Here is a 26,994-nt window from a genome sequence, read left to right as displayed (position 1 = left end):
ACCGGCCGTGCCGTCCCGCCCTCGGCGCCCGGTGCTCAGTGGGTGAGCAGGTGCGCGAGGAACCCGATCGACGGGTCCTCCGGGGTGCCGACGAGCAGGGCCCGGTCGAGCAGGCCGTTGTTGTGCTCGCAACTGGTCTCCGGGAGCATCACGCAGGCGTGACAGGCGGCCAGATTGGTGCCACCCGCGCCGGAGACCTCGGTCTCGATGCACAGCGGGTCGGCGGAGCACCACTCGGCACGGTGGACGGCCGAGCTCACGGCCTGGGCCAGGCGGTCGATCTCGCCTTGGGCGACCAGGCCGCCGAGGCTGCCGGCCGAGTCACTGGTGGCCGTGTAGATCAGCACCCCGGCCATCTCGTCGCCCGAGTAGATCCGTTCGCGCAGCGACGCGGCCGGGTAGCCCGAGTCCAGACTCCATTCGTTGATCATCACGTGCGCGAAGGTGTGCAGCAGGGCCATGCGCGGCGTGGTGGGGGAGACCGGGACCCGGGCCGGATCGGAGGCCCGTTCGGTGAGGACCCGCTGGTGGTGGTGCCGCATACGGGCCACCCGGTCGACGACGGCGGGCTGTTCGGCCCAGGCGTCCACCTGCTCCTCGTCGAACCGGAGGAACACCCCCTCGCCGTGGACCTCCATGGCGGGCAACCAGTCGGTGGGAGCGAGCGACAACTGCGCCTCGTGGCCCTCGGCGGAGGTCTCGGGATCGATGACCCGGGTGAAGGACTTCAGGGCGCGGACCTCGCGCAGTTTCTTCACCAGCATCGGGGTGACCAGGCCCAGCTCGGTCAGGGGCTTCTCGTCGCCGATCGGCGGCTCGCAGACGAACTGCTCGGTGTGGTGCCCGGATTCCTCCGGGTTGCCGGCACACAGACGCCGGTACTCCAGGTCGCGCAGGGCCCGGTAGCGCTGCTCCTGGTCCCGATCGGGGGTGTCCTCGGCGGAGGGGTCCTCGGCCTCCATCGCGGAGATCAGGTCCAGGACCTGCTGGGAACTCACCGGGGACGTGGACCCCTTGAAGATGTACTTCAGGTGGATCTCGATCTGGGCGAGGTCGGAACACGCGCGGAGATCGTCCCAGTGCTCGTCCAGGGCGTGCACCCGGGTGTCGCTCCACGGGGGGATGGACAGGGCCGAGCGCAGCACCGGCTGCCAGACGGAGGAGGAGCCGCGTTGGAGCGTCCGGGGCCTCCGGGAGCAGGGGATCCTGTCGGCCCCCTTCAGCCAGGGGCGATCGCCCGGACAGTCGAACCCCAGCTCCTTGAGGGCGCTGGCCCGGAAGGAGCCCTCCATGGACACCTCGGGCACGCCGCAGGAACAGGAGATCACGACGGAACGGAGCGAGGCGGTGCGTCCGGAGGACGTCAGGCTCATCCGACCGCCGCAGAAGCCGCTCTCGGCGCGCCGGCCCCGATGCAGCCACCGCCAGTACGGGAAGTCGGAGATGTGCCCGTCCTCGCAGGCGACCACGAACCGGGAGGGCACCAGCGGCTCGCCGCACTCGCCGCACTCGTTCCGTCCGGGCGGAGAGTTGAACTTCCGTACGTGGTCCAGCGCGTGGCACTCGGGGCAGTGGTGCCAGAGGGGGAAGCGGCGCACCCGGATGCCGTCGCGACTGCCGTCACCGGAAGCGGGCGGCAGACGGAAGTGCGTCACTCCCAGCACCCGGGCGAGACGGGGTTCGCGGATCACCGGGGCCTCGTCGCGCGGCCACTGGTCCGCCGCGCCGTCGATGCCCGAGACGATGAAGGACTCCTGTTCCACGGCGACCAACGAACCCACGCCGTAGGTGGTGATGGCCTGGGCCCGACGGACCGCGCCGCGCCGGGGCAGGTTGTGGGCCGGAGTCGTGGAGCCGGCGGTGCGCCGTCGACGGGACGGGGGCGGGGTCATCGGGATGCCTCCATGAACAGGGCGGACTCGGCGTCGACGTCGCGCAGGGACCACAGGGTCTCCCACGCCTCGACGTCCTCCAGGGCGTCGTCGTAGGGCTTGAGCAGCGAGGGGTTGGAACGCCCGCGCTTCGGTTCGTAGCACAGGTTGCCGTTCGCTTCGGCCTCCTCGTACCACCATCCGACGAACTCCTCGAAGGCCGCGTCGACGTGGTCGACCTCCTCCGGGGAGACGTTCGCGACCCGGTCGAGGATCAGCGGGCGGATCCGCTCCCGCAGTTCCTCGTGGAAGAGGTCGATCCGCCCCGCGTCCTCGTCCCTGCGGGCCGCCGGGATCAGGATGCGGGCCAGTGCGACGATCACCGCGTGCAGGCCACGGTCACGGGCCCGGGCCGAGAACGGCGTCACCGAGGTGGACTCGACCTCGCGGTAGAGCGCGGAGTGGAAGTGCTGGAAGTTCTCGTAGTGCGAACGGTCCCGGGAACGGCTCGAGTTGAGCATCACCGCGACCAGGCCCGGGTGGGCGCGGCCGACCCGGCTGGTGGCCTGGATGTACTCGGCGGTGGTCTGCGGCTGGCCCATGACGGCCATCAGACCGAGTCGGTCCACGTCCACGCCGACGGCGATCATGTTGGTGGCCAGCAGCACGTCCACCACGTCCGCCGTGTCACCGTCCGTCAGCCTGCGCTCGATCTGCTTCAGCCGGGCCGGGATCTCGCTGGCGTCCACCCGGCTGGTCAGCTCGGAGTAGTTCCCGACGGACCGCGGCTCGCTCCCGTCGCGTTCGGCCAGGTGCTCCAGATAGGCCACGACGTCGTCGTGGACCTGGAGTTCGGCGGCGGACAGCAGGCGGAGGCTGTTGAAGTAGCCGACCAGTGTCCAGTAGGCGTCGCGCACCTCCTGGCGCGCGTCGGTCCGCAGTGCCTGGTGGAGCAGCGTGGCGTAGGTGCGGATCAGCAGGGTGGACTGGCTCGTGCCGGGGGTGAGCAGGCCCACGTAGCGGCGCGACGCCTTCTCGTTCGCCGGGGTCTCCACGGCGAACCACGAATCGCGGGCGTCCAGTCCAGCGGGCGGGAACTGCCGTACCTCGCGGGAGAACAGGGCCCTGCCCTGGTCGGCGGCCCGGCGGATGGTCGCGGTGGAGGCGATCACCTTGGGCCGCTCGGCGAGCACGTCGACGGCGGTCTCGTACAGGCCGGTCAGGGTGCCCAGCGGTCCGGAGATCAGGTGCAGCTCGTCCTGCACGATCAACTCCGGCGGAGGGGTGGAGTCCTGACGGTCCCGGTTGAAGAGGGCGGCGGTCTGTTCCCGCCAGGGCATCGAGGCGAACTTGTCGACGGTGGCGATCACCAGGGTGGGCCGGGCCGCGTACACCGCCTGGTCGATCAGGTGCACGGGCAGCCCGTCGGAGAACGCGCAGTCCGTGCCGGGGCAGCGCACGTCCATCCGCTTGGCCTCCTCGTCCACTGCGTAGCGGTGGGCGTCCAGGGCGGTCCCGCACCACGGACAGGCGTGCAACTGGACGGGATTCTCCGTCTGGAGCACCCGGCCGGAGCGGGCGGCGGCGAGCTGCCGGGAGGCCACCTCCAGGGTGTTCGGCGTGGCGGAGCGCCCCACCCACATGCCGATGGAGATCTCCTCGTGGCCCAGTTCCCCGGGGTTCTCCAGCCGCATCCGCTCCATGGCGCAGATCAGGATGGCGGCGCGCTCGAACTGCTGGAGGGTCAGCAGGCGCAGCGTGTAGCGCATCAGGACGGTGACCCCGCCGCCGGCCGGTCCGAGCCGCTTGCGGCGCAGGAAGGTGGTCAGGGCGATCAGGCCCAGGTACGCCTCGGTCTTGCCACCACCGGTGGGGAACCACAGCAGGTCGGACACGCCCCGGTCGGGGTGCTCCGGGTCGTCCACCCCGGCCAGGCACAGCAGTACGAAGGCGATCTGGAACGGACGCCAGCGTGCCGTCGTCGGGTCGGGTTCGCCGATCCGGCCGCTCTTGACCCAGGCGGCCCGGGCCCGCTGGGTCGCCATCGCCCGGTTGGCCAGGCGGAACGCCCACATCAGGTCGGGTTTGTCGCGCAGCAGCGCGATGCCCCCCCGGATCCGTTCCAGGGCCTCGCGGCAGGCGCGGACCTGCTCGGCGGCGGCCGTCTCGTACGAGGTACCGGCGAGTTCGGCGGCTTCGTCCCGCTTCCGCTCGATCCACCGTTCGTAGCCGTCGGCCAGCCCGTCCAGCGCGGCGATCACCTCGGCGTCCCCGGCCTCGGCCAGGCCGAGCATGGTGAGGGCACTCGCGTCGATCGTCGGGTTGGAGTCGGTGAGCAGCACCTCGTGCGTGGGCACGAACTCGGTGCGCACCTCGCTCACTCCCGCCTGCACCACGTCGGTGAGGCCGATCGGGGGCGGGGTCCAGTCCCATACCGCCGCGCAGCCGTGGCCGGTGGCGAAGGTGGGGGCGTGCCGGTGCAGCAGCCTGCTGCTCTCCAGCTCGGGGTCCACGGCGGACAGCGCGGTCGGACGTTCCACGAACGCACTGGACCCGTCGGCGGCACGGACCGTCAGCCCGGCCTGGAACAGGGCGAAGGCGTCCTGGAGCTCCCGCTCGCCGACCCTCTGCTCGTTCACCAGGGTGACCGTGACGGTGACCGTGCCGGTCTCCTTCGACGGGCGGCGGACGTGCACGTCCAGCCGGACCGGTCGGTCGATCGGGTAGTAGTCGCCACGACGGTCCGGGAGGGCGAGGTCGATCGTGACGTCCGCCAGGTCGAGTTCCACCCGACGCCAGTGCTCCCGCTGGTCGGAGGTGGTGCGGGCCTCGCTGCGACGCGCCGAGACCTTGCGCCCTTCGGCGTCCTCCGGCTCGTACACGGCGGCACGGGCCGAGACCACGATCTCCCGGCACACGGTGGGGTCGACCGCGAAGGTCAGACCGACACTGGACGGCCGTCGACCGCCGGAGTCGTGGTGGTCGACGGACGGGCCGGACTCGTCGAGGCCGGCCGACCTGGGCAGGGGCTCCTCGTCGAGGCCGCTCTGTTCCTCGTCGTCCTCCTCGAGACGACGGCTCGCCGCGGCGTCCGCCGGGCGCGGGTAGAGCACGCCGATGGGATAGCGGGTGATCGGGGCGTCCTGGTCCAGGACCTCGGCCCGGTCCTCGGCGGAGTCCCCGATGTCGGGGCCCAGCAGCTCCCGGCGGAGCCGGGACACCAGGTCCTCACGGACCCGGTAGTGCTCGGCGTGCCGCCCTGCGTGGATGGTCATTCCTGCTCCTCCTGGGTTCCGGTGGTGTGCCGGAACCGTCCGATTCCGCTGATGCGAGGGGCGATCCACACCCCGTGGTCGCCGAGGCCCGCGTTGGCCCCGGCGGCCGGACTGCCCGCGACCGACTCCAGGCAGTCGATGCGCAGACCGGAGATCTCCTCGGGCCAGCGGATCTCCCACGTGGAGCCGACCTTGAGGACGGAGTGCAACTGACTCCGGAAGACCTCGGAGGCGTCGCCGATCTCCCGCCCTTCGTGCAGCAGGGCGTACCGAGGGCTCTGCTCGGCGCCCATGGGGAGGGCGTCACGCAGCCGGAACGACACCGCGTCCCCCGGCCGTACCCGCTCCAGCAGGTAAGCCTGGGCGCCGGGGGCGTCACCGACGGCGTCGGCCGGTTCCAGGGCGTCCACGTCTCCGGCCCGCACTTCGATGCCGTCGCGCCGCCACTGCAGACGCTGGTTCGGGACTCCCCGGTACAGCCGGCCGGTCGGCTTGTGCCTGAGCACCGTCACCGTGTCAGGCGGGGCGACCCGGTACAGGTCCTCCCGCGCCCGGGTCATCGCCACGTAGAGCGCGCGGGCCTCGGCGGGAACGTCCGGTGCCTCGGTGCGGCGACGCAGTTCGGCGACGGTCGGCGGGTTGAGCACGATCACCCGGTCGAACTCCAGGCCCTTGGAGCGGTGCACCGTGGACACCACGAGCCGGGCCGGTTCCGGATCGGCCAACTCGTCCGGGAACCGGCGCTCCGCCACCAGACGGCGCAACCGCACCACGTCGAGGGTGCCCCGCCCGGCGCCGCGTGCCGCCGGGCGCAGGGAGCGCCACACCCGGTCGAGGTCGGTCTCCTCGGGCAGGGGGATCGCGGCGAGCAGGTCGCGCAGTCGCTCCTCGGCCAGGGTGGCGGCCGCGGTCCGACGCAGCACCTCGGCGACCCAGTACGGCACCGGCCGGTCCCGGAGCGGGCGGCGCAGGGCGTGCGGGACGCCCTGGGTGTGCAGCAGCTCCGAGACGACCAGAGCCTGCCGGTTGTCGCGGCACAGGATCGCGCAGGTGCCGGGGAACGACCGCAGCGTGTCCAGCGTGAACGAGTCGGTGAACGAGCCCAGGTCGGGCAGATCGAGCAGCAGCTCGCGCAGCTCCTCGTGGAGGCGTTCGGCGGCCGCGTCCGCGCCTTCGGGGGCGCTGCCGACGGCCTGGACGGCGGGGCCGAGCGGGAGCGCGGTGCGCGCCTCGGGGGTGACGGCCCGGAAGTTGCGGGTCAGTCGCAGCTCCTCCAGGTCGTCGGCATAGGAGATCCGCACCCAGCGGAGGAAGAGGTCGGCGCGATCGGCGTACTCCTCCGGGTCCTCGATCTGGAAGTCGTAGATCGCCTGGGCGGAGTCGCCGACCAGGGTGAACCCGCAGGAGTCCTGGAGCCGGTCGAGCAACGACTCCACCATCTCCCGGCGGGCGCCCACCAGGTCCTGCACCTCGTCGATGATCACGTGCGTGGGCGGGCCTGCCTCCAGGGACTCCAGCGCGCCCTTCTCGATCGCGTCGGTGGCCGCCCGGATCCGTTCGTCGAACGAGAGCGCCGACCACTCCCCGTCCGGGTGCGCCTGGAGCAGCAGGGAGTAGGCCCAGGAGTCGAAGGTCTGTACCCGTACCCGTCGCGCGTGTTCCCCGTGTCGGGCGATCCGGTCCCGCAGTTCCCGGACGGCGGCGCGGGAGAAGCTGAGGACCAGCAGCTCGGACGCCTCCAGCGCCTCGTCCGGGTCGGTGTGTCCGACGAGCGCGTCCATGCGGCGCACCAGGGTGTGGGTCTTGCCCGTCCCCGCTCCCGCGGTGACCAGCAGCCGGGTGTCCCACGGCCGGTCCACGACGGCCTGCTGTTCGGCGGTGAGGACGGGGCCGTCCTCGGGGTGGGTGGTCATCGGTTGCTCCACAGGTGCTCGAACTGCGTGAAGGCGAGGGCGGTGTCGAAGTTCCGGATGTTGTCGCGGACGTTGAGGATGAGGCAGGTGTCCTTGCCGCCGTTGCGGGGGCCGCGCAGACCGCGGCCGATCATCTGCTGGTACACGTTGGGGCTGTAGACGGGCCGGGCGACGACGACCGCGCGGGTGGCGGGGGCGTCGAAGCCCTGGGTGAGCACCCCGTAGTTGGTGAGCACGCGTACTCGGCCGTCACGGAAGTCCCGGATCCTGGAACGACGGTCGCTGTCGGAGGTGGTGGCGTCCACCGAGGAAGCCGAGATCCCGCGGTCCATCAGCATGGCCGCCAGGTACTTGGCGTGCTCCACGGAGGTGGCGAAGACCAGCACCGGCCAGTTCGCGTCCATGTCCGCGACCTCGTCGACGATGCGGCGGCTGCGGTCGTGGTCGTCGGCCAGACGCTGCTCGGCGGCCTTGGACAGCAGACTGAACTGCTCGGCGCTCTCCCGCTCCTGGCGCGACAGCTCGATGGTGCCGCCGGTCAGCTCCTTGTGCTCGACGTGTGCCAGTACACCGATCTCCTGGAGGTGGCCGTAGGCGTCGTCGGAGGGGAAGACGCCCTCGTCCAGCCGACGGGTGCCGAACCTGTTGACCAGCCGGCGGGTCTCCTCCTCGTTGTGGCCGCGGAACGGGGTGGCGGTGAGACCGAGGAGGTGCCGATCCGTCCGGTGCTGGGTCAGGCCGAGCAGGCTCAGGATCTCGGTGTAGCTCGGGCTGGTGGCCACGTGCGCCTCGTCCACCACCACCAGGGCGGCGGCCCGCAGCCAGGCGTAGCGGTCGGTGTCGAGGCACACCCGCAGCTTGGCGTCGGTGGCCACCACGAGCTGCGGCCCGTCGGTGACCGGGGCGGCCTCGTTCGAGGTCCACAGCCGGTTGATCGTCAGCCGCTCCTGCGCGCCGGCCTTGCTCCAGACGAACTGCCAGCTCTGTACGGCCTGTTCGCACAGTTCCTCGGTCTGGGCGATCCACAGGATCGGACCGTTCAGCTCACCGGCCTGCTTGACCCAACGGATGACGGCTTCGGCGGTGACCCGCGTCTTGCCGGCGCCGGTGGGCAGGGAGAGCATGGCGCGCTGCGGGGCGAGTCGGTCCAGCATCTCGAAGATGTTGAGGGCGAGACGTTCCTGGTACTCGTGCAGGCGGGGGAAGTCCCGGGGGCCGTCCACGGTCAGGCTCTGTTCGAGGGCCGGGGCCCGGTATCCGGCAAAGGGCGCGGGCAGGCCGAGATCGGCGACGAAGGAGACCGCCGCCGGGCCCCCGGTGTAGGAGGACGGGGCGCTCGGGAAGCGTTCCTGGATGTCGCGCGCATGGGTCTTGAGCACGCTGTCGCCGTGCGCGTTGAACGCCATCTGCGCGATCCGGCGACCGGTGGGCTCCGGCCCGTCCGGATCCTGGCGCTCGGCGTCCATGAGTCCTGAGGGGAGCCGGTCGCGCAGGGCCTCTGCACCGATCAGCAGTTCCAGCTTGGCCGTCACGTCCTCGGCCTCGCGGATCGCCTTGAGCGAGGAACGCACCTTCTCGTCCTGCTCCTGACGGACCTGCGCCTCCAGGAGCGCCCGGCAGCCGGCCTCTCCCATCCGCAGACCCAACTCGCGGTCCACGGCCCGGAGCGTGCCCAGCCGGTCCAGCGAGTCCACGACCTTGATCACGTTGCCCTGGCGGGCGCTCGCCAGGGACTTCGCCCGGGCACCGTGCGGGGTACGGACGACCTCCTCCAGCGTGGAGCAGCGCAGCAGCGAGTAGGTGCCGACCGAGCCGCCCATCTTCTGCCGCAGCGTCGGGAACTCCTCGTCCAGCGGAACCGGCTCCACGCTCGACTCGTGCCGGGTCTCCCGGCTGACGACGTCGTCGTGGCGCAGCATGCCCCACTGCTCGACCATGAGGTCGGCGGACTCCTGGTCCGGCATCAGCAGCGCGGGCACCCGCTCGGCCTGCAAGGAGCGGTACTCCTCCGGGTCCGCGGCGACGGCGATCTCGCCGTCCGCCCGGGTGTCCCAGGCGTCGCCGATCCGGCAGCGGGTCAGCGAGTCCTCGGGGAAGGGGATCTCCAACCGGGTCAGCAGGGCGTAGGTGGAACCGACGAAGGTGTCGTCCTCGCTCTCCTGGAGCTTCTCCAGGAGCTGCTCCCACTGCTTCGTACGGACCTTCTCGACGCTGTCCGCGAGCCCGAGCTTCCGGGACTTCTCCTCGCTGATCGACGCCACCGGGAGCACATCACGGTAGCCGCCGAGCTGCGGTCCCACGGCTTCCTTGAGGGGCCTGAGGCCCTGGGACGTCTCGATCAGACCGTGCCGGGAGATCATCCACCGGATGGGGGACTGCACCGATCGACGGGAGTCGACCTGGGCCCCGATCTGCAGGGTCCAGTGCTCGACCAGCGCGTCCTCCGGCAGCGCCCGGACGAAGGCCGCGCGGGCCGGCTCCGAGAGCCGGGGCAGCAGGTGCAGGGGCCCACCGACGGGCGAACCGTCGATCCTGATCCTGGCCAGGGTCGGCCGACTCGCCCGGTCGTCGAGCGTGCGGCAGTACGCCGCGTGCGCGGCGGCCCGGTACTCCTCGAACCAGGGCTCCTCCTCGGGCCTGTGCTTGCCGGTCGGGCGGTCCCGCAGGCCCAACTCGCGGAAGAATCCCGCGTCGTCGGAGTGGAAGCGCATGTCCACCGCGATCTCGGGGTCGCTCTCCGCGGTGACGACGACACCGGGCAGCATGCAGTCGCGCATGGTGTGGAAGCGGCCGTCCGCCGTCCGCACCATCAGCGTCTCCAGGGGCGCGTCCACCCGAGTGGTCACCTCATGGCCCACCACGGAGGCACCCGCCCGGTGGAAGAGCTCCCAGAACCGGTTCCACTCCTGCGGGCCGTACGAGCCGAAGCCCTGGTCGAGGACGCTCACGAAGCGCCCCCGGACGTCGGCTTCCTGGATGCCGAGGGCGGTGAGGGCGGAGTGCAGCGACGGGTCGTCGGACAGGGCGCGGTCCACGTAGACCAGCGACTCCCGCAGGCCGTCCTCCTCGGTGCGGCGGTACACCACGCTTCCCCGAGGGGCGACCAGGCCGTTCTCCTCGGTGAGCACGATCCTGGCCGTGCGGGCCTCCGCGGCGCAGCCGGCGTTCGAAGCGATCATGTCGGCGACGATCCGGACGGCCGTCGCCGAAGCCTCGGCCGTGCCGTCGGAGACCAGCGCCTCGAGCCACTCGACGATCGAGGCCCGCTGCCGGCGGGCGGCGGCCAGGATGTGCTGGACCTTGCCCGTGCGCAGGTCGGTGGCCTCGGCCGAGGGGTGCACCCAGTCGCGAGGGCGCCCGGGGTACGCGTGCCAGGACCGAAGCCAGCGGTTGACCGCGGTGCCGTCCTTCCCCAGGTCCGGGTGGATGTTCAGGCTGCCGGGGACGCGCAGGACACCGTCCTGGTCGGGCAGCGACGGCCGCACCGCGGTGGTGGCCCAGATCTGCTCGGTGAGCAGCCGGTCGGCCCAACTGATCGTCTCCACGCCCTTGGAACGGCCCGGCAGCAGCGGGAGGTACGCGCCGGGGTCCTCCGCCGGCGCGAGTTCGGGCAGCGAGTCGACCACCAGGCCGGCGGCGGTCCGGATCATCTCGACGTTGAACGGCGAGGAGTCCAGCAGGTTCTGCCGGTCCTCGTTGGTCTTCCACGCCCCGTTCAGGATGCCGCTGAGGGTCATCTCGTACTTGGTCGGGAAGAACGACCAGAACCGGCCCCGCCCCTTGGCGTCGGCGTAGCCGAGCAGGCCGGTCCGCTCGTCCGTGTTGTAGGCCGGGACCGCCCAGGCCAGGTCGACGGTCAGCCGGTCGTGCAGCTCGCCCGCGTCGCGTCGGGCGACCTCGGTCGGTTCGTGGGTGCGGGTGAAGACCCGCCACTGCGAGGTCGCCGGCGGCTTGCCGACCCGTTCCTCCTGGATCGTGTGCAGGTTGCCGACCCGCTCGGCCTGGAGGGCCCGGCGCGCGATCGGGCGGGGCCGGCGGTCCTCCAGGACCACCTGGCCCACGTGCGGGGAGAACAGGTGGAAGCCGGACGGGAATTCCTCGCGGGTGTCGTGACCGGCGGTGCCCTGGTGGCCGTGCATGTCCTTGCCCAGCCGATCGGCGGCGCCGGGCAGCAGCGGGAGACGGACCACCGTGGTGGCCCACGCCAGCAGTTCGTCCAGCACCTGGTCCTTGAGGCGCTCGGCCGCCATGTCCAGCTCGCGGGCCATGCGCAGTACGGGTGCCTCGAACTCCGCGCCGAACCGCTCGCGCACCCCGGGCACGTTGCGGATCAGCTCGAACGACCAGGCCCGGTCGAAGCCGAAGCTGCCCTCGCGGCTGAAGAATTCGGGCGCGTCGGTCACCACCAGGACCGACTTCACCCCCACACCGAACCGGCCGATCTGCCCGCCGCGCTTGCGGGACGTGCTCATGCGCAGGATGGTCTCCGCGCCGTCGGGCGTCACCGGGTCGCCCTGGTTGGCGCAGTACAGATGGGTGCCGGTGAGGACGACGTGGATCCGGCCGCCGGGCTCGTCGCGCAGCTCGTCGGCCGCGTTCTGGACGAGTTCGAAGAGCTGCCGGTCGCCGTACCCGCCCTGGGTGATGCGGCGTTCGCCGTTGGCGTGTTCGGGGATCAGGCCCGGGTCGACGGCATAGGTCTCCAGGACACGGAGGGACTGCTCGACGACGGTGCGGATCACGGGGGACTGCGGGTCGGCCACGAATGGTTCCACTTCGGGTGCGGAGGAAAGGTGGGCGCGAGGACTGTCGGACGTTCCGTCAGTGGGTGCGGTGAACGGTGACCGTGACGATGTAGCTGCGAGTGCGGCCGGTGATGCGCTGACACTGGCCGGGGTTCCGGCGCGGGCGGCGAGCCTGGGCCTCGGTGTCACGGATGGCGTTCCGGTAGATGGCGACCATGTCGGGGGTCAGGTCGTGCAGGTAGAGGTACACGCCCAGGGCCTGCGGGTCGTCGGCGAGCGCGTCGCAGGTGGAGACGATGGAACGCATGTGGTGGTTCGGGGAGTGCTTCGGGGACACCGCGGTACCTGCGCTTTCGCATTCGTGGGATTGCACGACGGGATGGTGCGAACTGGTGCAGGAGGAGAACGGGCCGCGCGAGGATCCACGGAATCCGCGAAGGAATTCCGGAGGCAGCCGTAGAGTATTCCCCCCCAGGAAAAAGATGTACCACACCCCGTGCCAGGGCTTCCTTCCGCGGCTCCTGCCGTGGAATTGGCAACGACCTTACCCGCGGCTCCGGCGTCCTGCAACTGTGGTCATAAGGGGCCATCGGGTTAATTCGGACAAGAGGGCGAGGGCTCTCGATTCCTTTTTCTCGATTGCGTCCAATGCCTTCCCGCATTGAAGCCGGCGCCTGTCAAGGGTTTGTTGACAAGATGGTGACCCTGTCAACCGTGCGTGCTATCGTGGCTCTCACCTCGTGAAACAGGCCATGCGGAAGCAGGTGGGACGTGAAGGCGGCTGAGGAGTTCGGCCCCTGGCTGGCGCGCCAGCTCAGGAATGCAGGGAAGAGCCAGACCGATCTGGCGATCGACCTGGAAGTGACCCGGGCCGCCGTCTCGGCTTGGATCGTGGGACGCTCCGTGCCCCGGGACGACACCGTCCGGCGCATCGCCGAAGTGCTCAACACCGACCTGGAGACCATCCACACCCGCAGCGCCGACGCCCAACTCGGCCTGCCCGTCGACTGGTACCACCGGCCGGCCCACCCCGACGGCGGCCGGGAGTACGGCAACGCCGCCGCCTTCGCCTTCGAGGCGGATGTATCGGTACTCGCCCGCGAAGCCACCCAGAACAGTCTCGACGCCCGCCTCGATCCGGCCGAGCCGGTCCGCGTACGCTACACCCTGCACGAGCTCACCGGGGAGACTCTCGCCCGGTTCCGCGAGGCCATCCGATGGGATCGCCTGTCTCCGCACTACGAGGCGCTCACCGCCGACGGCGGGAAGCAGAGCAAGGTGTCGCGCACGATCGCGGCCGGGCTGCGCGACATGTACCAGAACGACCGCCTGGTGCTGCTCCGGGTCGACGACTACAACGCCACCGGCCTGACCGGTGATGACTACGCGGACGGGCTCTTCGCCGCCGTGGTCCGTCGTCAACTCGACAGCCACAAACGGGATCTCGGCGCAGGTGGTTCCTACGGTCTGGGCAAGGCCACACTGTGGGCGACCAGCCGACTCGGCCTGGTGCTGATCAACTCGACCCTCTCCGAACCACACGAGGGGCGCACCGAGCGACGGCTCATCGGCCGACTCGACCTGCCCTGGCGCGAGGTCGACGGTCGGGCGTGCGCCGGCCCGGCCTGGTTCGGACGTGCCGACCCGGTCAACGGGGCCGCGGAAGTGGTCCGTTCCTGGTGGGCGGACGAAGAGACCGTGGAGAATCTCCATCTCACCCGTGAGAGCGGGGCCCCCGGCACGTCGTTCCTCATCGTCGGCGCCCACGACGTGGCCAGCCTTTCGGCCGTCAACGGTGCCGTGGACGAGGAGGAGACCACCGAGGACGACGACTCCATCCACCGCATGCACGCCCGACTGGTCGACGCGCTCGGTCGCAACTTCTGGGCCGCGATGACCGGCGGCGGTGAGCACAGGCCGCACCTGGAGGCGTCCGTCCGTACCTATCGCAACGGCGAAGAACTCATTCGAGAGGAGCACGTGGACCCGGCCGCGGCCCAGCCCGCCCGGACCCGTGCGCTGCGGGCCTTCCTGGAGGGCGCCACCGTCGACCGTCTCACCGGACGCGGTCAGGTCGCCCGGGCCACCGTGACGCTCAAGGTTCCGCTCCACGGCGGCGGCCCGGCACATGGTTTCGTGCCGCACGAGGCCGTGGTCCTGGTCACCGACGCCGAGGACGCCGACGGTCGCTCCAACCGCGTGGTCTCCATGCGGGGCAACCGTATGACGGTCAAGGACAGTGCCGTTCCCAATATGCCGATCGGCACCAACCCTTTTCAGGCCGTCCTCCTCACCGGCCGCGCGGCGGGCCCGGACGCGCTCGGCGCCGAGGCTGCCGAGGAGTTCCTCCGGGCCTCCGAGCCGCCGGAGCACAACAAGTGGGGGCAGACGGAGGAGCTGCGGCTCTCCTACTCCCCCTCCGCCTACCGGCGCATCAACAACCTGACCACCGAGGTGAACGCCGCCGTGCGTGACCTCGTCGCCATTCCCAAGGCCAAGCGCCGCAACGGGGGAGAAGCCAAGATCGCCGGTCGGCTCAAGGTCGGCGGCGCGACGAAGAAGCGGCCGCGTCAGGCGGCCGCCGCGGCCCTGCCCGAACTGGACAACGTGGATGCGGTGATCGACGAGACGGGGGCCTGGTCGGTCACCGTGGACCTCCGGATCCCGTCCGGAGCGGATTCGGGCCGTCCGGTCACGCCGGTCGCCAAGTTCGACGTGCGCTCCGGCCCGCGGCCGGCCGCGCCGTGGAAGGAGCTCGTCGCCGTCACCGGCTGCGAGGTGGTCGACGGATCCCTGCACCTGTCACCGGGCAGCCGCAAGGCCGTTTTCCGAGGCGTCACCGACGTCTCCCGCCACCCGGTCCGGGCCCAACTCACCGGACTCGTCGTCGAACTCCGCAGCGGAAAGGAGGAGCAGGCGTGAAGGTCTACCCCTACCGACGATTCACCGGAACCGTGTCCTGGCGCGTCGACAGCGCCCAGCTCAAGGCCGAGGGCGAGCCCTGGGAGGATCTGGAGAGCAAGTACCTCTCCACCATCGAACGCGTCGTCGCCCTCGGGCCGGACGAGGACCGCCCCGACTGGACCCAGGCCCGGCTCCGCCTGTCCGTCGAACTCCCGGCGAAGGCCGTGGACCCGTCCGGGCCCTGGCAGAACGTCAAGGTCGTCGCGGTTCTCGCCGAGCGTGCCACCAACACCCGTACGACGACGGAGTTCTCCCCGGTCTCCGAGGACGGTCGCGCGCGGACGGCCGAGCTCTACCTGTACCGGTGCGACCTCCTCGATCGTTCCTCGCTCACTGTGCACGTGGTGGCCACCGTGGACGGCGTGCCCGGCCGGGTGATCGCCACCTCCGACGTGGAGTGGTTCGTCGACGTGATCGAGGCCGTTCCGTCGCTCGCCCGTGAACTCGACGTCAAGATGCTCAAGTTCGGGTCCGGAGCGAGTCGGCTCCAGCAGTTCAAGGACTCGCCGTGGCTGGTCGACACCACCGGCCGCATCCCGCTCGTGCGCGTCAACTCCGACTTCGACGGGCTCGGCGACCTGATCGGCGCCGACGGCGGAAGCGGCCCGGAGAAGACCGTCCGGGAGCTCCTGCTCGCCCAGATGTGCTCCGAGGTCTGGACGGCGGTCTTCCACTCCGCCGTCGGCGACCTGGAGGTCGAGGAGGACGGCACCCCGGTCTTCCCGCACGGCTGGCAGGGCGAGGTGCTCCGGGAGATGCTCCCGGACGTGTACGCCGACCGTGAGCCGGAGGCCGCCCTGCGGGCGGTCCACAGGGCTCGCACCGGGGCGACCGCCGCCGGTTGGGGGGAACTCCAATCCCGGATCCACTACGCCGCCTCCCGGCGGGCAGGCGTCCCCCGGACGCTCTCCGCCACCATCCACGACCTGGAACGCCTCACGCAGGGGGACGACGCATGACCGACCGGCCCGACCACCTCCCGGGGCGGCTCGCCCTGCTGCCCGGCGCCGAGGCGACGGAGTTCGTCACCGAGGGCCTGCTCACCGGTCGTGAGAGCGTGCCGAGCATCAAGCTCAACCAGGTCACCGAACCGCTCCCGCACGCCGACCGACGCGGCGAACTGCAACCCGTCCGCGACCTGGTCGATGACGCCATGGCCTACTGCCGGGCCGGCGGGCTCAAGGTCACCCAGGCCGACGCCTGGCTGGCTCCCCGCCTCCACGCCGTGCTCCGACTCACCCGCCGCGAGGCGGCCGACCCCGGCTTCTGGAACTACCTCGCCCTCGGCGTCGCCCCGGACTACGTGGTCTGGCGGCACCTGGCGGAACCCAAGGACGGCAAGCCGGCCAAGGTGGCGTCCGACCGCTTTCGCGGGACGTACCACAAGCAGGCCTTCTCCCGGCTGTGGTGGGCGGCCGAACTCTTCCGCGACGGGGCGGACTACGCCCCCGTGGTCGCGGCCTGCGGCAACCAGGACATCCTGAACACGGCGCTACGGATGTCCGTGATCAATCACCGGCCGACCGCGCAGGCGATCGCGCGGCTGGTCGCGAAGGGAACGGTCACCGGTGGGCGCGAGGCGAACGCCCTGGCCGGGGCCGTCAACGCCTCCGCGGCGACCCTGATGTACGACGTGATCGCACCCGACCACCCCGATCGCGACCCTCGCCCGTTGCTGGACTGGATCGACGAGGCCGAGACCGCCCGCCAGGTGTCACGGAACGCGCTCCCGGCGGGCCCCGCTGAGGAACCCGCGCCGGAGCTGTCCGTGAGCGTGTTGGTGGACTACTTCGCCGACCTCTTCGCGGACGCACCGGTCCGGGGGCGGGACGTGGCAGCGGCGGAGGTCGATGCGGATGCCTGATCTTCGGGCCTCGGGCAGTTGGTGCCGCAGCCCTTCTCGGTATCGCAGCCTTCCAGGCGGAGCTTCTTGTACTTTGGCGACTCCGTGTCGAGCCGGGCCCAGCGCTTCCGTAGGACCTTCTCCGAGGGAAGTGGGATGTTCAGCGCCGCTGCCAGCACGTGCATGCCGAACAGTGGAGGCACCGCGTTGCCCACCTGCTGGGACCGGTCGCCACCGTCCCAGGGGTAGTTGGGCGGGAAGGACTGGAGGACACCGGCCTCGTCGATGGTCAGGCGATCCGGGGTGAGCGGTTCGCCGTTCGGGTGTCGTCGGACGGCGTTACGGGACACCTTCCCGGTGACGGTGAACGACGGCTGCCGGTACGTACGGATGCCACGCTTCTTGGGGTCGCCGCCGCTGCCGTAGTTCGACACGATCTCGAAGGGAGGCTGTCGGTCGGTGAGGACGTCCTCCATCGGGACCCAGGGCAGTAGCGGCGCCGCGACCCCGTCCACCGGCAGTGCGGTTCGGATGTCCTGGGGGCTGCCCTGTTCGGGCTTGCGTAGGTTGAAGATGTGGTGGGTGGGCGCCGGGAGCCGTGGAGCGTCGTACTCGGCGAGCCGGGCGATCAGGATCGTGCGGCGACGGGTCTGGGGAACGCCGTATGCCTCGGTGTGCAAGGTCTTGACCTCGGCGACATTGTACCGGACTCGCGTCCCGTTCTCCCGAGGCAGGCCTTTGTCCAGAGCGACCTTGTAGACCTCCCAGAGCGCCTTGACCGCGGGAACCTGCTCCAGAACGATCACGTCGAACGGTCGCCGGTCCCGCTTCTCGCTGTCGAGGGCCTTGATCGCGTATCGGAGCGGCTCCAAGACCAGGGCGGTTCGGGGATCGCCACCCATCCTCTCCAACTGCTCGTCGATCTCGTCCTCGCCGGCCCCGTCCACCAGTTGGTGGATGAGTTTCTCGACCTTCTCCAGGGCCTTGCGCCCCGCGCCGTTCCCGGCCACGGAGTACGTTTGGCAGGGCGGACCGCCCGCCAGCACATTCAGGTCTGCGTCGAGTTCCTCGAACCGCTTGCGTCGGACCGTGCTGACGTCCGCGTGCCACGTCCTGAGCCCGGCCGCGTAACGCGTGTCACAGGCATCTTTGTCCCACTCGATCCCGAGCGATTCGACGCCGAGCATCTTTGCGGCCACGTCAAGACCGCCCGGACCGGCGAAAAGGTCGAGAATGTGCGGCTTCGCGGGGATGGAACGGGCTGCGTCCGAGCTGGTCATGTGGCCAGAGTCTAGCCGGCGATGGAGGGTCTGACGTACTCGGTCGGTTCGGATGCGGGCTGCGGTCCATGGCTCGCCCGCCGCTCGCGCACCAAGGCGACGATCCGCTCGGCGGCCTCGGCGGCGTTCTCGTGTTCCCAGACGCGGACGGACAGCCAGCCGGCGTCGGCGAGGCGGGCGTCCGTGTCGACATCCCGAGCGCGGTTCTTCTCGATCTTCTCGCGCCAGAAGTCGGCGTTGTTCTTCGGCCATGTCGCGTGCTCGGGGCAACCATGCCAGAAGCAGCCGTCGACGAAGACCGCGACGCGCGCGGGGCCGAAGAGGACATCGGCCTCACGGCGTACGCCCTTGAGCGGTTTGCGGTGGACGCGGTAGCGGAGCCCCGCGGCGTGCAGGGTCCTGCGGAGGGTGACCTCGATACCGGTGTCGTGACTGCGCTGCTTGCTCATCCGGGCGCGGATCTTCGGAGTGGTCTCCAGGGAGGGCATGATCCCATTCTGGCTCCGGACACCGACAACGCGTCGAGCGGAGCATGACCACCGCCGGACCCGCCCGGTGGCGCTTTCGGCGGTGCGCGCGGCCTTATGACAACGGCATTGACGTGTGGCGGCGCCGCCGGTTTCATGGCTCGCACTTCCGGCCCGCGTCACCCCCCACGACCGGTACGGGAGCTTCCCCCACACGCGCACCCCACGACCAAGGCGGTGATCCGTTGGCATCGACGGTGAAGGACACGGGCGGCGGTCCGAGAGCGGACGCGGCAGGAACGCACGTCGCGATGCACAAGTCGCTCGGTCTGCTGGACGGGGCGGCGATCGCCGCCTCCAGCACGGCCGCCACCAGCAGCATCGGGATCGGCCTGGGCCTGATGGCCGGGGTGGTCGGCCTGCACCTTCCGGCGATCATGCTGCTGGCCTTCCTGCCGGTGCTCGCCATCGCCGGCGGGTACGGGCGGCTGAACGCCGTCGAGCCGGACGCGGGCAGCAGCTACCGGTGGGTCGGGCGCACCCTCAGCCCGTGGCTGGGCTTCCTCACCGGGTGGGTGAACACCGTGGGGACCGTCGTCTTCATGGCGTACACCACGACCGTCACCGGCTCCTCGATCGTCCAGCTGCTCGACCAGGCCCACGTCCGCAGCGTGGCCGGGCTGCGGCTCGACGCCGACTCCACCGTCCAGTGCACCCTGATCGGCCTGGTGGTGCTGGTGGGCGCCGCGCTGGTCGCGGTGCGCGGACTGGACCTGGCGGCCCGGCTGCAGAAGGCGCTGCTGGTCTTCGAGTACGCCGTCCTGCTCGGCTTCTGCGGCTACGGGCTGTTCGCCGGCGACCAGCCGTTCTCGCTCCAGTGGTTCAACCCCTTCGACATCCCCTCCTTCGACGCCGTCGCCCAGGGCATGGTGCTGGCGGTGTTCTGCTACTGGGGCTTCGAGTCAGTGTTCAGCGTCGGCGAGGAGGTGCGCGACCCGCGGGACGCCTCCCGGGGCGGCCTGCTGGCCCTGGTGGTGATGCTGGCGCTGTTCCTGCTCGCCGGCACCGCCTTCCAGCGGGTCCTGCCGATCGACGAGCTGGCCGACAACGGCGCCCACGGGCTGACCTACTTCGGCACGAAGCTGGCCGAACAGCCGCTGGCCGCACTGCCGTTGATCGCGCTGATGTTCTCCGCGGTGGCCTCGCTGCAGTCCTCGGTGATCCCGACCGCGCGCGGGATGTACGCGATGGGGCGCGACCGGGTGCTCGGCCCGGTCTGGACCCGCCTGCACCCCCGGCACGCCACGCCCGCCGTCGGCACCCTGCTGATCACCGGCGTCGCCGTCGCCCTGGCGCTGGCCTCCATCGCCATCCCGACCGTCAACGACCTGATCTCGGCCGCGGTCAACGCGATCGGCATCGTCGTCGCCCTCTACTACGCGCTGACCGCCGTCGCGGCCGCCGTCCGGTTCCGCCACCTGCTGCGCACCGCCCCGCTGGAGGGGCTGCGCGCGGTGGTCGGGCCGTTGCTGGGCGCGGCGGCGCTGCTCGCCGTCGGCGGCTACCTCGCCTGGACCTTCTACGACTCCACGGACCACTTCGAACTCGCCGCCGACAACGGTTGGTTCGAGCTGTCCGTGGTGATCATGATGATCGTCAGCGGGCTGCCGGCGGCGGCCTGGGCCCGCTGGCGGCGGCGCTCGCCGTACTTCCTGCGGGAGGACGCGGCGGCCGGGTAGCCGCCCGTACGACGCACGACCAGGCACGACCACGCGAGAACGGAGCACCACCCATGACCCAGGCCGATCTGGTCTTCACCCACGGCCCCGTCCACACCGGCGACGCGGCCCGCACCCGGGCGAGCGGGCTGGCGGTCGTCGGCGAGCGGATCGCCGCCGTCGGGCACGACGAGGTCCGGGAGCTGATCGGGCCGAGGACCGAGGTCGTCGACCTCACCGGCAAGCTGCTGCTGCCCGGCTTCCAGGACGCGCACATCCACGCCGTGTTCGGCGGCGCCGAGCTGGCCTCCTGCGACCTCACCGGGACGGTCGGCGTCGCCGACTACCTGGAGCGGATCCGGGCGTACGCCGAGGCCCACCCGGACCAGGAGTGGATCACCGGCAGCGGGTGGTCGATGGAGAGCTTCGAAGGCGGCCTGCCCACCCGGCAGCTGCTCGACTCCGTCGTCCCCGACCGGCCGGTGTACCTCACCAACCGGGACCACCACGGCGCCTGGGCCAACACCCGGGCGCTGGAACTCGCCGGGCTCACCGCCGACACCCCCGACCCGGCCGACGGGCGGATCGAGCGCGAGGCCGACGGCACCCCCGGCGGCACCCTCCAGGAGGGCGCCACCGCCCTGGTCGCCCGGCTGCTGCCGCCCGCCACCGCCGCCGACCGGCTGGCCGGACTGCTCCGCGCCCAGCGGCTGCTGCACTCGCTCGGCATCACCGGCTGGCAGGACGCGCTGCTCGGCGAGTTCAACGGCCAGCCGGACCCGTCCGACGCCTACCTGGCCGCCGCCCGCTCCGGCGCGCTGACCGCCCGGGTGACCGGCGCGCTCTGGTGGGACCGGGACCGCGGCGCCGACCAGATCCCCGACCTCGTGCGGCGGCGCGCGGAACTGGCCCACGGACGGTTCCGGGCCGGCTCGGTGAAGATCATGCAGGACGGCATCGCGGAGAACTTCACCGCCGCGATGACCAGCCCGTACCTGGACGGCTGCGGCTGCGCCACCGCCAACTCCGGCCTCAGCTTCGTCGACCCGGAGGCCCTGCGCGGGTACGTCACCGCACTGGACGCGCTCGACTTCCAGGTGCACTTCCACGCGCTCGGCGACCGGGCCGTGCGCGAGGCGCTGGACGCGATCGAAGCCGCCCGCACCGCCAACGGGCGGCGCGGCGCCCGGCACCACCTCGCCCACCTCCAGGTGGTCCACCCGGACGACCTCCCGCGCTTCGCCCGGCTCGGCGCCGTCGCCAACATCCAGCCGCTCTGGGCCGCGCACGAGCCGCAGATGGACGAGCTGACCATCCCGTTCCTCGGGCCGGAGCGGGCCGCCTGGCAGTACCCGTTCGGCTCCCTCCAGCGGGCCGGCGCCACCCTCGCGGCGGGCAGCGACTGGCCGGTGAGCAGCCCGGACCCACTGGCGGGGCTGCACGTGGCGGTCAACCGGATGGAGCCGGAGGCCACCGACGGGCGGGTCTTCCTGCCCGAGCAGCGGCTCGACCTGGGCTCGGCCATCGCCGCGTACACGGCCGGCAGCGCGTACCTCAACGGGCACGACGACGTCGGGGTGCTGGCCGTTGGGCGGCTCGCGGACCTGGTGGTGCTCGACCGGGACATCCTCACCGGGCCGCCGGAGGAGATCGCGCAGGCCCGGGTGGAGCGCACCTACGTCGGCGGGGAGCTGGTGCACGCGGCGGACTGACCGCGGCAGGGGGCCGGACGAAGGCCGCCGGTGGTGGGCGCACGGGGCCCACCACCGGCGGCCCTCGCGTTCCCCGGCAGGGGTTCGGCGGACGGGGGTTCAGCCCCCGGTCGCCCGCAGCCGGGCCTCGGCGGCGTCCAGCAGCAGGTCCAGGGCGTACGGGTAGCCGCTGCGGCGCATGTCGGCGGTGAGCAGGTGGGCGGTGGCCGCGATGTGGGGGTGCTCGGCGGCGTCGAGCCGGGCGTAGGAGGCCTGCCAGACCTCGAGGTCGGCGTTCTGGGCGGCGGACGGCAGGGCGAGTGTGGCGGCGTCCAGGGCGGCGAAGCCGAGGCTCTGGTCGACGAAGGCGTGGTAGATCCGGACGGCCTCCGGGTCCGGGAAGCCCGCCGTGCGCAGGACGCCGAGGATCGCCTCGACGGCGGCGATCTCGTGGGCGCGGCCGGTGGTGCGGTGGGCGGCGAGGATGGCGGCCTGCGGGTGGGCCAGGTAGCTGGCGTGGATGCGCAGGCCGATGGCACGCAGGTCGGCGCGCCAGTCGCCGGTGGGCCGCCAGTCGTGCTGGGCGCGGCCGATCAGCTCGTCGGCGACGGCGAGCAGCAGGTCGTCGGTGCTGTGGAAGTAGCGGTAGACCGCGCTCGGATCGGCCCCGAGCGCGGCGCCCAGCCGCCGCACCGTGAGCGCCTCGGCGCCGTGCCGGCCGATCAGCCGGATCGCGGTGTCGACGATCAGCTCAGCGGACAGCACCACACCCTGCTTGGTGGGTCGCCGCCGCCGCCGTTGCGGCTCGGGGACTACGCGGTCGGTCATGCGCCCGAGGTTATGTCAAGGATGCTGACACAAACCAGGGGTCGGGAGCGGAAGCCCGGCCTCAGCAGGAGACGGTGCGGCACGCGGCCGCCCGGGCGCCGAAGCCGCGGACGGCGGGGGAGGCGCGGGAGGCGTGGGAGGCGGGTTCCGGGGCCGCGTCGGACGAGGGCCGGGAGCGGCGCGCACGGGCATTGGTGGGCGGGTCCGCAGCGCCTAGGATGCGATCATGGCTGATTCGGCACCCTCCACCGGCGCTCCCGGACCCCGCGATCCGGAGCTGGGCTTCCCGCGCCCCGGCGATGTGCTGCAGCGGCTGCGCACCCAGCGCGGTATGTCGCTGCGGCAGGTGGCCGCCGGGTGCGGGCTGTCGGTCTCCTTCCTGGCTTCGCTGGAGCGCGGGGAGACCGACATCGCGCTGGAGCGGCTCGGCCGGCTCGCCCGGGTGTTCGGCCACGACGTCGGTTCGTTCCTGGGCTTCTCCCGGGGGCGGGCGACCCCCGCGCTGTTCCCCCGGGAGGGGCAGGAGGAGCTCCAGCGGGCCCCGGGGGTGGTCTACCGGGTGGTGCGCTCCCCGGAGCTCGGCTACCAGGTGGTCACCGGTGACTTCGCGCCGCACAGCGGTCTCGGCGAGGAGCTCCAGCACGAGGGGTCCGATCTGATCACCGTCACCCGGGGTGAGCTGGTGGTCCGTTACAACGGGGTGGACCACGTGCTGGGAGCCGGCGACAGCATCCAGTTCTCGGCCGGCCATCCGCACAGCTTCCGCAACGAGACGGACGAGCCGGCCCAGCTGGTGGGAGTCCTCTTCTCCAGCCTCTACTGACTTCCGGGCGTCGCCGCCTGCTCGCCAACTGCCCCACGGACAGCGGTCCGTGGGGCAGTCGGCGTTTCGGTCCCGGGATGTCGCCGCGGGGTCTGCCCGTCTCGACGTGAGCGATATTCTGCTCTACGGTGCTCTATATCGAACAATCGAGGAGATCCAGAGGAGCTCGGAGATGACGATGCCGACCCCGCCGCTCGAGGGCGCCGCGCGCGAAGCCGTCCCGGACGCAGGCCCGCCCGTGGGGACCGACGAGTGGCGGGGCCGGGGAATCGGCGCGGCCCCGCGTGTGGCGCTCGTGGTGGTCTGGAGCTCCGGATTCATCTCCGGCAAGCTCGGCCTGCGGCACGCCGCGCCGTACACCTTCGCGACCTTGCGGTTCGCGATCGCCGGGCTGGTACTGCTGGCGATCGCCGGAATCCGCCGGGAGCGCCTGCCCCGCGGGCGCCTGCTGCTGCACCTGGCGGTGGCGGGTGTGCTCGTCCAGGGCGTGCAGTTCTCCAGCATCTACATGGGCATGAAGCTCGGGGTGTCCTCCGGGCTCGCCGCGCTGGTCATCGCGCTCTACCCGCTGACCACATCGCTGCTGGCGGTGCCGCTGCTCGGTGAGCGGGTCACCCGCGGCCAGTGCCTGGGCCTGGTGCTCGGGCTGGGCGGCGTCGCGCTGGCCGTCGCCGACCGGATCGACCTGTCCGGCGGCTACCTGCTGGGCCTCGGCTTCCTGCTGCTGGGCCTGCTCGGCATCTCGTACGGCACCGTCCACCAGAAGCGCCACTGCGCGCGGATGGAGCCGGTGGGCGGCAACGCGGTGCAGCTGCTGGCCGCCGCGGCGGCGGCGCTGGTTCCCGCGCTGCTGGTCGAGGGCTGGTCCGTGGAGTTCACCGCCTCGTACTGGCCGGTTCTGCTGTGGACGGCGCTGATCAACTCGATCGTCGGCGTGGGCCTGCTCTACCACCTGCTGCGGCGGCACGGCACGAGCCAGGTCAGCAGCCTGTTCTACCTGGTCCCGATGTGTACCGCCGCCTTCGCCGCGGTGCTGCTCGACCAGCCGCTCGGCGTGCTGACCCTGGCCGGGCTGGTCCTCGCCTCGGCCGGCACCCTCCTGGCGAACCGTGTCCACCGCTGAACGGCGGGAGGGCCGGGCGCTCGACCCGGCCGGTCCGCGCCCTCCTCAGGCTCCGGCCGCCGCCCGGTGGGCCGTCTCCCTCTGGTCGGCGATCAGGTCCTCGATGTCGTCGGCGCAGTCGCCGCACCGGTGTTCGCTCCGGTGGCCCCGCGCGCCGCCCGCGCCGCCCCCCACCGGCGCACCGACCGACACCCCTCCCGCACCGTACGTCCACTGTGAGGCCGACCATCATGACCAACGTCGCCGTGCTCAACTACGGCCAGGGCCACGACTACCCCGGGATGTTCCCCGAACTCGCCGACAAGCTGCAGGTGTTCAGCCAGAACGAGCTCAAGAACACCGAGCGGCTGGCCCGTTACGAGTACGTCCCGGACTCCGACGCCGTCCCCTACGCGGAGCTGGCGATCCGCCGGCTGCACCGGCAACGGCCGTTCACCCACATCATCACCGACAACGAGTACGACCTGGAACGGGCCGCCCGGATGCGCGCGGACTTCGGCCTGGGCGGCCAGACCCCGGACAGCGCCCGGTCGTTCCGCGACAAGGCGGTGATGAAGGAGGTCGCCGGCCGGGCCGTGCCGACCGCCCGCTGGGCCCGGCTCGACACGGTCGTCGACCTCACCGGCTTCATCGAGGCGGTCGGCTACCCCGTGGTCGTCAAACCGGTCAGCCAGGGCGGCTCGCGGGACATCGCGGTGCTGCACGGGGACGAGGAACTGCTCGCCTTCGCCCGGCGGCGCTGGCGCGAGGACCTGATGGCCGAGGAGTTCGTCGACGGCCCGATGTACCACGTCGACGCGGTGCTCGGCGACGGCTACCGCTTCGTCGCCTCCTCCCGCTACCTGCGCAGCTGCCTCGGGGTCTTCACCGGGCAGAACAACGGCTCGGTCCAGCTGCACCCGGAGAGCGGGATGGCCCGGCGGCTGGAGGAGTTCCTCGACCGGACGCTGTCCGCCTTCGACGTCCCGCCGGTCAGCGCCTACCACCTGGAGGTGTTCCACACACCGGACGACGAGCTGGTGATGTGCGAGATCGCCTCGCGGGTCGGCGGCGACCGCATTCCGTGGCTCACCCGGGCCACCTACGGGGTGGACCTGCACACCTCGGTGCTGCGCCAGTCCGCCGGGCTGCCCGTCCAGCCGCCGCCGGCCGCGCCGCCGACCGAGGTGCACGGCTCGGTGTCCGTCCTGCCGCAGGGGCGGCCGGTACGTGCGCCGGGGCGGCCGCCGTTCCCGTGGGTGCGGCACTACCAGGTGAACGAGGAACTGGAGCCCGGGGCGGTCACCCTCTACAGCGCCTCGCACCTGTGCTTCGTGATCGTCGCCGGTGCCGACGCGGAGCAGGTCGAGGAACGGTTGTTGCGGGCCGAGGCCTGGCTGATGGCGAACCTGGAGGAGTGCTGATGCCGTACAAGATCCTGGTCCTGATCTCCGAAGTGCACCGGTTCAAGATGTTCGACAACCAGTCGATCATCCCGACCGCGCTGTACCGGGAGGGCCACGAGGTCCACGTGGGGGACATCGACTCGCTCGGCGTGCACGATTCGGTGGTGGTGTGCGACCAGGTGCGGCTGAGTGAGGAGTTCGCCGCCGACGGCGACTTCCCGGCGCACCGCCGGTCGTACTCCTCGGCCGAGGAGTACGATCTGGTCTGGGTGCTGGCCGGAACGCACCCGGAGGCGCTCACCGACTGCGTCCAACTGCTCTGGCAGCTCAACCAGCGGGTGCCGTTCGTCAACGACGCCACCGCGCTGTTCTACCTCAACGCGAAGAGCAACCTGGGCGTGCTGGTGCCGCGCGAGCACCTGCCCGTCACCTACGTCTCCAACGACCTGGAGGTGTTCAACGGGCTGGTCGAGGCGGACCCGGAGCGCTCCTGGGTGGTCAAGCCGACCAACCAGGGGTGCGGGGCGGATGTCTTCGTGGTCAACGAACGAGACCGCAACCGCACCGCGCTGCTCTCCTCGGCCACCGGCAACGCCCAGTCCCGTCAGGTCAGTTACGGCCGTGACGTGATCGGAATGACGAAGCGGCACGCGGTGCTCCAGTCCTACATCCCGAACGTGCGCAGCAACGAGAAGCGGGTCATCGTGGCCGGCGACACCCCGGTGTCCGGCTTCCTGCGCTTCCCCCGGGAGAACGACAACCGGGCCAACGCCACGGTCGGCGCCCGCTACGAACCGCTGCGGCTGACGCCGGAGGAGGACGAGTTCGTCCGGAAGCTGGGCAAGCGGCTGATGGACCACGGCATCTTCTGGGCCGGGCTGGACCTCGCCTACCCGTATGTGATCGAGGTCAACCTGGAGAACCCGGGCGGGCTGGGCTACCACCAGCGGTTGACCGGCGAGGACCACTCCGCGAAGGCGGTCAACACCGCGCTGGCCGCCCTGCGTTCGGCGGGCCGACTGGCCTGAAGGTGCGGCATCGGGCACCGGGGTGCACGAGGCGGGCGGG

Annotated in this window: 17 protein-coding genes; 9 read left to right on the top strand and 8 right to left on the bottom strand. The window is 71.4% G+C overall.

The annotated features are described in order from the left end of the window. Nucleotides 1-35: 35 nt before the first annotated feature. From drmB to ACFY4B_RS08790, 5 genes are read right to left on the bottom strand one after another with little or no spacing between them, the layout of a single operon-like run. On the bottom strand, nt 36-1,892 hold the full coding sequence (drmB, locus tag ACFY4B_RS08810; RefSeq protein WP_387966969.1) for a DrmB family protein: 1,857 nt from the start codon (nt 1,890-1,892) through the stop codon (nt 36-38). Beyond that, the gene (locus tag ACFY4B_RS08805; protein WP_387966968.1) at nt 1,889-5,146 is read right to left on the bottom strand and encodes a helicase-related protein; all 3,258 of its coding nucleotides are present in this window, start codon (nt 5,144-5,146) and stop codon (nt 1,889-1,891) included. The genes drmB and ACFY4B_RS08805 overlap by 4 nt, the downstream gene beginning before the upstream one ends. Next, on the bottom strand, nt 5,143-7,059 hold the full coding sequence (locus ACFY4B_RS08800) for a UvrD-helicase domain-containing protein (protein ID WP_049649228.1): 1,917 nt from the start codon (nt 7,057-7,059) through the stop codon (nt 5,143-5,145). The genes ACFY4B_RS08805 and ACFY4B_RS08800 overlap by 4 nt, the downstream gene beginning before the upstream one ends. After that, nucleotides 7,056-11,822 (bottom strand): DEAD/DEAH box helicase, encoded by a 4,767-nt coding sequence (locus ACFY4B_RS08795; RefSeq protein WP_387966967.1) that lies wholly within the window; start codon nt 11,820-11,822, stop codon nt 7,056-7,058. Before ACFY4B_RS08795 ends, ACFY4B_RS08800 begins: the two co-directional genes overlap by 4 nt. Before the next feature lie 58 nt (nt 11,823-11,880). Continuing rightward, a complete protein-coding gene (locus ACFY4B_RS08790) occupies nt 11,881-12,141 on the bottom strand; it encodes a hypothetical protein (RefSeq protein ID WP_387966966.1) in 261 nt (86 codons plus the stop codon). Between the two features lie 434 nt (nt 12,142-12,575). Between ACFY4B_RS08790 and ACFY4B_RS08785 the strand changes: the two genes are divergently transcribed. The 3 genes from ACFY4B_RS08785 to ACFY4B_RS08775 are packed head-to-tail and all read left to right on the top strand — an operon-like array spanning nt 12,576 to nt 16,632. Beyond that, nucleotides 12,576-14,726 carry a helix-turn-helix transcriptional regulator gene (locus ACFY4B_RS08785; RefSeq protein WP_049649225.1) on the top strand — a complete coding sequence of 717 codons (2,151 nt, stop codon included), beginning with the start codon at nt 12,576-12,578 and terminating at the stop codon, nt 14,724-14,726. Further along, entirely contained in the window at nt 14,723-15,727 is a 1,005-nt protein-coding gene (locus ACFY4B_RS08780; RefSeq protein ID WP_049649224.1) for a hypothetical protein, read from the top strand. Before ACFY4B_RS08785 ends, ACFY4B_RS08780 begins: the two co-directional genes overlap by 4 nt. Next, nucleotides 15,724-16,632 carry a DUF6339 family protein gene (locus tag ACFY4B_RS08775; protein ID WP_387966965.1) on the top strand — a complete coding sequence of 303 codons (909 nt, stop codon included), beginning with the start codon at nt 15,724-15,726 and terminating at the stop codon, nt 16,630-16,632. Before ACFY4B_RS08780 ends, ACFY4B_RS08775 begins: the two co-directional genes overlap by 4 nt. On the opposite strand, the gene ACFY4B_RS08770 is transcribed toward ACFY4B_RS08775, so the two are convergent. Next, the gene (locus ACFY4B_RS08770; RefSeq protein WP_387966964.1) at nt 16,554-17,891 is read right to left on the bottom strand and encodes a DNA cytosine methyltransferase; all 1,338 of its coding nucleotides are present in this window, start codon (nt 17,889-17,891) and stop codon (nt 16,554-16,556) included. The genes ACFY4B_RS08775 and ACFY4B_RS08770 overlap by 79 nt on opposite strands. Before the next feature lie 11 nt (nt 17,892-17,902). Then, a complete protein-coding gene (locus tag ACFY4B_RS08765) occupies nt 17,903-18,379 on the bottom strand; it encodes a very short patch repair endonuclease (protein ID WP_387966963.1) in 477 nt (158 codons plus the stop codon). A 290-nt stretch (nt 18,380-18,669) separates the two neighbouring features. On the opposite strand from ACFY4B_RS08765, the gene ACFY4B_RS08760 reads away from it, so the two are divergent. Then, nucleotides 18,670-20,097, top strand: coding sequence for an APC family permease (locus ACFY4B_RS08760; protein ID WP_049649220.1), 1,428 nt, complete (start codon nt 18,670-18,672; stop codon nt 20,095-20,097). A 53-nt stretch (nt 20,098-20,150) separates the two neighbouring features. Beyond that, a complete protein-coding gene (locus ACFY4B_RS08755) occupies nt 20,151-21,788 on the top strand; it encodes an amidohydrolase (RefSeq protein WP_387966962.1) in 1,638 nt (545 codons plus the stop codon). Nucleotides 21,789-21,887: 99 nt separating this feature from the next. On the opposite strand, the gene ACFY4B_RS08750 is transcribed toward ACFY4B_RS08755, so the two are convergent. Further along, nucleotides 21,888-22,595 (bottom strand): TetR/AcrR family transcriptional regulator, encoded by a 708-nt coding sequence (locus ACFY4B_RS08750; protein ID WP_387966961.1) that lies wholly within the window; start codon nt 22,593-22,595, stop codon nt 21,888-21,890. Nucleotides 22,596-22,821: 226 nt separating this feature from the next. On the opposite strand from ACFY4B_RS08750, the gene ACFY4B_RS08745 reads away from it, so the two are divergent. The 4 genes from ACFY4B_RS08745 (at nt 22,822) to ACFY4B_RS08730 (ending at nt 26,954) form a co-directional block, all read left to right on the top strand. After that, nucleotides 22,822-23,418 carry a cupin domain-containing protein gene (locus tag ACFY4B_RS08745; protein ID WP_387966960.1) on the top strand — a complete coding sequence of 199 codons (597 nt, stop codon included), beginning with the start codon at nt 22,822-22,824 and terminating at the stop codon, nt 23,416-23,418. Nucleotides 23,419-23,590: 172 nt separating this feature from the next. After that, on the top strand, nt 23,591-24,541 hold the full coding sequence (locus ACFY4B_RS08740; protein ID WP_387966959.1) for a DMT family transporter: 951 nt from the start codon (nt 23,591-23,593) through the stop codon (nt 24,539-24,541). A gap of 230 nt (nt 24,542-24,771) precedes the next feature. After that, nucleotides 24,772-25,944 carry an acetyl-CoA carboxylase biotin carboxylase subunit family protein gene (locus tag ACFY4B_RS08735; protein ID WP_375874556.1) on the top strand — a complete coding sequence of 391 codons (1,173 nt, stop codon included), beginning with the start codon at nt 24,772-24,774 and terminating at the stop codon, nt 25,942-25,944. Next, nucleotides 25,944-26,954 (top strand): RimK family alpha-L-glutamate ligase, encoded by a 1,011-nt coding sequence (locus tag ACFY4B_RS08730; protein WP_387966958.1) that lies wholly within the window; start codon nt 25,944-25,946, stop codon nt 26,952-26,954. Before ACFY4B_RS08735 ends, ACFY4B_RS08730 begins: the two co-directional genes overlap by 1 nt. Nucleotides 26,955-26,994: the final 40 nt, after the last annotated feature.

This window comes from Kitasatospora sp. NPDC001261, from assembly GCF_042896795.1.
In the GTDB taxonomy this organism is placed as follows: Bacteria; Actinomycetota; Actinomycetes; order Streptomycetales; family Streptomycetaceae; genus Kitasatospora.
Note: the sequence above shows the minus strand (reverse complement) of the source record. Positions and strands in the feature narration are given on the sequence as shown.

What these genes read in the sequence shown, in the direction of transcription:
- ACFY4B_RS08765 (WP_387966963.1), bottom strand. Translation starts at nt 18,379, where the DNA reads ATGCCCTCCCTGGAGACCACTCCGAAGATCCGCGCCCGGATGAGCAAG.
- ACFY4B_RS08750 (WP_387966961.1), bottom strand. Translation starts at nt 22,595, where the DNA reads ATGACCGACCGCGTAGTCCCCGAGCCGCAACGGCGGCGGCGGCGACCC.
- drmB (WP_387966969.1), bottom strand. Translation starts at nt 1,892, where the DNA reads ATGACCCCGCCCCCGTCCCGTCGACGGCGCACCGCCGGCTCCACGACT.
- ACFY4B_RS08740 (WP_387966959.1), top strand. Translation starts at nt 23,591, where the DNA reads ATGACGATGCCGACCCCGCCGCTCGAGGGCGCCGCGCGCGAAGCCGTC.
- ACFY4B_RS08755 (WP_387966962.1), top strand. Translation starts at nt 20,151, where the DNA reads ATGACCCAGGCCGATCTGGTCTTCACCCACGGCCCCGTCCACACCGGC.
- ACFY4B_RS08745 (WP_387966960.1), top strand. Translation starts at nt 22,822, where the DNA reads ATGGCTGATTCGGCACCCTCCACCGGCGCTCCCGGACCCCGCGATCCG.
- ACFY4B_RS08805 (WP_387966968.1), bottom strand. Translation starts at nt 5,146, where the DNA reads ATGACCATCCACGCAGGGCGGCACGCCGAGCACTACCGGGTCCGTGAG.
- ACFY4B_RS08730 (WP_387966958.1), top strand. Translation starts at nt 25,944, where the DNA reads ATGCCGTACAAGATCCTGGTCCTGATCTCCGAAGTGCACCGGTTCAAG.
- ACFY4B_RS08770 (WP_387966964.1), bottom strand. Translation starts at nt 17,891, where the DNA reads ATGACCAGCTCGGACGCAGCCCGTTCCATCCCCGCGAAGCCGCACATT.
- ACFY4B_RS08760 (WP_049649220.1), top strand. Translation starts at nt 18,670, where the DNA reads ATGCACAAGTCGCTCGGTCTGCTGGACGGGGCGGCGATCGCCGCCTCC.
- ACFY4B_RS08775 (WP_387966965.1), top strand. Translation starts at nt 15,724, where the DNA reads ATGACCGACCGGCCCGACCACCTCCCGGGGCGGCTCGCCCTGCTGCCC.
- ACFY4B_RS08735 (WP_375874556.1), top strand. Translation starts at nt 24,772, where the DNA reads ATGACCAACGTCGCCGTGCTCAACTACGGCCAGGGCCACGACTACCCC.
- ACFY4B_RS08800 (WP_049649228.1), bottom strand. Translation starts at nt 7,059, where the DNA reads ATGACCACCCACCCCGAGGACGGCCCCGTCCTCACCGCCGAACAGCAG.